Genomic DNA, 4,938 nt, shown 5'->3' with positions numbered 1-4,938 from the left:
CTGGATGCTGGCCGGCCGCACCACCATGCAGGGAGAGGGTCGATGAGCGACACCAACACAACCGCACCCATCCTGCGCATTCGCAACCTGCGGGTCTCGGCCCCCGGCGGCGCAGTGCTGGTGGACGGTGTCAGCCTCGACCTCGCCCCCGGCGAAGTGCTGGGCCTGATCGGTGAATCCGGGGCGGGCAAGTCCACCATCGGCCTCGCCGCCATGGGCTACGGCCGCGGCGGCTGCCGCATCACCGGCGGCAGCATCCATGTGGCCGGGTCCGACCTGATGGCCGGCGGCCGGGCGGTCCGCGAAAAGGTGCGCGGCGCGCGCATCGCCTACGTGGCGCAAAGCGCGGCTTCCGCCTTCAATCCGGCCATGCGCATCGGCGAGCAGGTGATGGAGGCCCCTCTCTATCACCGCCTGATGAGCCCTGCCGAGGCGAAGGCATGGATGCTGGAGCTTTTCACCGCCCTTGACCTGCCAGACCCGGAAGGCTTTGCCGGGCGCTATCCGCATCAGGTCTCCGGCGGTCAGTTGCAGCGCGCCATGGTGGCCATGGCGATGGCCTGCCGGCCCGACATTCTCGTGCTGGACGAACCGACCACCGCCCTCGACGTGACGACCCAGATCGAACTGCTGGCACTGCTGCGCCGGCTCATCCACCGCTATCGCACGGCCGGTCTCTACATCACCCACGATCTCGCCGTGGTGGCGCAGGTGGCCGACCGCATCATGGTGCTGCGCCACGGCCGGATGGAGGAAGCCGGCAGCGCGGCGGAGGTTCTGGAGACGCCCCAGCAGGATTATACCCGCCGCCTCGTCCACGAGCGGGCGGCAAGCCTCTCCGGCGAGGGGGCGCACCACCATAATTCCGAGGTGCTGTTGGAAGTCTCCGGCGTCAGCGCCGGCTATCGCGCCGTCTCCGTGCTCGGCGATATCAGTTGCCGGCTGAACCGCGGCGAAACGCTGGCGGTGGTGGGCGAATCCGGCTCCGGCAAGTCGACGCTCGCCCGCGTGGTTGCCGGCCTGCTGCCTCCCTCGGCCGGCACCGTCAGCTTTGCCGGCCGCCGGCTCGCCGGCTCCTACCGCGCCCGCAGCCGCGACGAGCTGCGCCGCATCCAGCTCGTCTACCAGCTTCCCGACGTGGCGCTGAACCCGCGTCAGACCGTGGGCGAGATCATCGGCCGCCCCCTCGCCTTCTATTTCGGGCTGAAGGGCGCGGAACGGACGCGCGAGGTTGAGCGCCTGCTGACCGAAATCGGCCTGCCGGCCGATTTTGCCGGCCGCCTGCCCGGCGCGCTTTCCGGCGGCCAGAAGCAGCGCGTGTGCATTGCCCGCGCACTGGCGGCCAGACCCGATCTCGTCATCTGCGACGAGGTGACCTCCGCACTCGATCCGCTGGTGGCCGAAGACATCCTCAACCTGCTTCGCACCCTGCAGGATGCCCGCGGCGTCGCCTACCTGTTCATCACCCACGACCTCGGCGTGGTGCGCCGCCTCGCCGACCGCACCATGGTGATGCAGAAGGGCCGCGTGGTGGAACAGGGCCCGACGGAGGCGATCTTCACCCCGCCGCAGGCGCCCTACACCGCCGAACTCATCGCATCCGTGCCGGAACTGCGCCGCGACTGGCTGGACGATGTTCTTGCCCGCCGCGCCGGCAGCAACGCGGCCTGACACCATCCGGGCGCGGCCGGCCCCGGCCGCCGCCCTTCATCTCCATCTCCGCCGTTTCCCAGAAAATGTCGTCCGGCCGCGCCCCGCCCAGCGGGGCCATGCCGGAACCGGAAGCCATCATGTCCGTGAACGTTCTCGAAACCGTCTGGATTCCGCTTGCCGACGGCACCCGCCTTTCCGCCCGCCTGTGGCTGCCGGAAGACGCGGAGCAGACCCCCGTGCCGGCGGTGCTGGAATACATTCCCTACCGCCTGCGCGACGGCACCCGCGGCCGCGACGAGCCGATGCACGGCTATTTCGCGGCCAGCGGCTATGCCGCGATCCGCGTCGACATGCGCGGCACCGGCGAGAGCGACGGCCTGATGGCCGACGAATATCTGCAGCAGGAACAGGACGACGCCCTTGAGGTGATCGCATGGATCGCCGCCCAGCCGTGGTGCAGCGGTGCCGTGGGCATGATGGGCAAGTCGTGGGGCGGCTTCAATTCGCTGCAGGTGGCGTTCCGCCGTCCGCCGGCGCTGAAGGCCATCATCACCGCCTATTCCACCGACGACCGCTTCACCGACGACATCCACTTCATGGGCGGCTGCCTGCTCAACGACAACCTGTGGTGGGGCACCATCATGCTCGCCTATCAGGCCCGCCCGCTCGATCCGGACGTGGTCGGGGCGCGCTGGAAGGGCGAGTGGCTGAAGCGGCTGGAGGCGATGCCGTTCTTCCCGGCCATCTGGGCCGGCCATCAGCGCTACGATGCCTACTGGAAGCACGGCTCGGTGCGCGAGGACTGGGGCGCCATCACCTGCCCGGTCATGGCCATCGGCGGTTGGGCCGACAGCTACACCAACGCGGTGCCGCGGCTGATGGAGCACCTGCGCGTGCCCCGCCGCGCCATCATCGGCCCGTGGGGCCACATTTATCCGCAGGATGGCGTGCCGGGCCCGGCCATCGGCTTCCTGCAGGAAGCCGTCCGCTGGTGGGACCGCTGGCTGAAGGGCATCGAGAACGGGGTCGACGCCGAACCGGTGATGACCGCCTACATCAACGATTATGTGCGCCCGCACGGCACGCGCACCGCCCAGCCCGGGCGCTGGGTGGCCGAGCCGGTGTGGCCGGCCCCCGCGATCCGCGCCAGACGTCTGGTTCTGACCGCCGGCCATCAGCTTGACGAAGGCGCCGGCACGCCGGCCGACATCACCATCCGCTCGCCTCAGAGCCACGGCAAGGCCGGCGGCGAATGGATGGGCACCGGCTGCCCCGGCGAGATGCCGACCGACCAGTCGCTCGACGACGGCGGTGCGCTGGTGTTTGAAAGCGCGGTGCTGGGCGAAGGGTTCGACGTGCTCGGCGCGCCGCTGCTCGATCTGGAACTGGCCAGCGACAGCCCGGTCGCCCAGATCGCCGTGCGCCTCAGCGATGTGTTCGAAGGCGAGGCGACCCGCGTCAGCTATCAGGTGCTGAACCTCACCCACCGCAACGGACACGAGCATCCGGAGCCGCTGGAGCCCGGAGTGCATTTCCGGGTCTGCGTCAAACTCAATGACTGCGGGCATCACTTCGCCGCCGGCCACAGCATCCGCATTTCGATTGCCACCGCCTGCTGGCCGATGATCTGGCCGGCACCGGCGGCCGCCACGCTCACGCTGCGGGCCGGGCGCAGCTATCTCGACCTGCCGGTGCGCCCGCCGCGCGACAGCGATGCCGATATCCGCCTGCCCGCCCCGGCGCGCGGTCCGCTCGCCCCGATCACCCAGCTCGACCCCGGCCGCATCGCCCGCGTTTCGTCGCAGGACCACGTCTCCGGCCTCAATACCTACATCACCGAGGGCGTCGGCGGCCTGTTCGGCGAAGGGGTGCTGCGCTTCGACGAAACCGGCACCGAACTCGGCCACAGCCTGAAGCGCGAACTCACCATCCGCGACGACGATCCGCTGTCGGCGCGCTATGTGCTGACCCAGCGCTACGACATGGGCCGCGACGGCTGGCGCATCGCCATCGACAGCGTCACCGCCATGACGAGCGACGCGACACATTTCTTCCTGACCGGCGATCTCACCGTGCGGGAAAACGGCACCGAAGTCGCCCACCGGCGCTGGGACGAGACCATCGCCCGCGACCTCGCCTGACCGAGGGGCCGTCGAGCAGAATGCTCATGACAACGGCGCGGCGACCGACGGGGCCGCCGCGCGATGCGGACAGCGGAGACCCGGCTGGCCGGCAGCGGCTGCACCGCTCGAAGTACGCAAGTAGGCAACAGCTCAATACCAGCCTTTGGGCGGCTCACGGCGGCCGGCACTGCGCACCAGATCGATCATCGTCAGAAAATCAAACACCGGCCGGCCCGTTGCCGCCTGAACTGCATGGGCATAGGGCGGAATATTGGAACATTCCAGCAAGATGGCGCCGATATCGGGGTGCGCTTCCGTCAGCGCGCAAGCGGCGGCAACGACTTCGGCCTCCACCGCAGCGACATCAATGCTACCTTTCTCATCCAGAATGGCATGGCGAAAGGCAGACGCACGCTCAAGACCGGCGATATGCAGGCGGCGCGTCGGGTTGGGCCATGCGCGTGCCAGCAGTGCCGGTGTCAGGCGCGGTGCGTTTGCACACACGATCCCGATCGAGCGCTCCGGTCCCAGAATGGACCCGATAAAGGGCAATTGCAGCAGGCTCGACAGCATCACCGGAATATTGATGGCGCGGGCGAGGTCGTCCTGAAACAACAGCATGTAGCCACAATCACTGGTGATGGCTGCCACGCCATGGCGCTCCAGGTCCTGTGCCGCCTCGATCACCTTCGGCAGCAGGCTGAGGTCGCTGTGCTCAATCAGTCGCTCGATCGAGACGTCGGTGATCGTGCGGTAGAGCACCGGGTAGCGGTAGCTCCACGCATTGCCGACATCGCCGGGGATGAACGGGTTCAGGCATTCAATCATCAGAATGCCAATGTCATGGCCATAGCTCTGGGCACCGGGCCGGGCGCGCAGGACCGTCTGTAAGCGACCCGCACTTTCGGTGTTCCGTACGTTTTCCGTGGTCATGAACGCGGCTTCTCCGGCTGTAATCCGAGCCCCCCTGCAGGAGAGCCTCCTGTGCGGGCGGTAAAAATAATGCGGCAGGTCTGCCGATTGCGTTCAGCCTGCCGGCGCGCACATGCCGGCGGTGGTGAACTGCACCAGATGGCGCAACACCTCGTCATCGCGGTCCGTCAGGGGCGTTTCCGTGAGCGTTTCGAGACGATGCAATGCAGGATCAAGATCCGTGAGGATC

The 4,938-nt window shown here is 68.1% G+C and carries 3 protein-coding genes; 2 read left to right on the top strand and 1 reads right to left on the bottom strand.

The genetic code is table 11. The features are described 5' to 3' along the window. The first annotated feature begins 42 nt into the window (after positions 1–42). Positions 43–1,671, top strand: a complete 1,629-nt coding sequence (locus tag V7067_RS15430) for an ABC transporter ATP-binding protein (RefSeq protein ID WP_334176793.1) — start codon at positions 43–45, stop codon at positions 1,669–1,671. Positions 1,672–1,790: 119 nt separating this feature from the next. After that, positions 1,791–3,794: a CocE/NonD family hydrolase gene (locus V7067_RS15425; RefSeq protein ID WP_334176792.1), complete on the top strand. Its 2,004-nt coding sequence runs from the start codon at positions 1,791–1,793 to the stop codon at positions 3,792–3,794. Between the two features lie 132 nt (positions 3,795–3,926). Here V7067_RS15425 and V7067_RS15420 read toward each other — a convergent pair whose 3' ends face one another. Next, a complete protein-coding gene (locus V7067_RS15420; RefSeq protein WP_334176791.1) occupies positions 3,927–4,709 on the bottom strand; it encodes an aspartate/glutamate racemase family protein in 783 nt (260 codons plus the stop codon). Positions 4,710–4,938: the final 229 nt, after the last annotated feature.

It is taken from the genome of Pseudoxanthobacter sp. (assembly GCF_036822375.1).
Taxonomy (GTDB): domain Bacteria; phylum Pseudomonadota; class Alphaproteobacteria; order Rhizobiales; family Segnochrobactraceae; genus Pseudoxanthobacter.
The sequence above is the reverse complement of the archived record's forward strand: the minus strand, read 5'-3'. Positions and strand labels throughout refer to the sequence as shown.

What these genes read in the sequence shown, in the direction of transcription:
- V7067_RS15430 (WP_334176793.1), top strand. Translation starts at nt 43, where the DNA reads ATGAGCGACACCAACACAACCGCACCCATCCTGCGCATTCGCAACCTG.
- V7067_RS15425 (WP_334176792.1), top strand. Translation starts at nt 1,791, where the DNA reads ATGTCCGTGAACGTTCTCGAAACCGTCTGGATTCCGCTTGCCGACGGC.
- V7067_RS15420 (WP_334176791.1), bottom strand. Translation starts at nt 4,709, where the DNA reads ATGACCACGGAAAACGTACGGAACACCGAAAGTGCGGGTCGCTTACAG.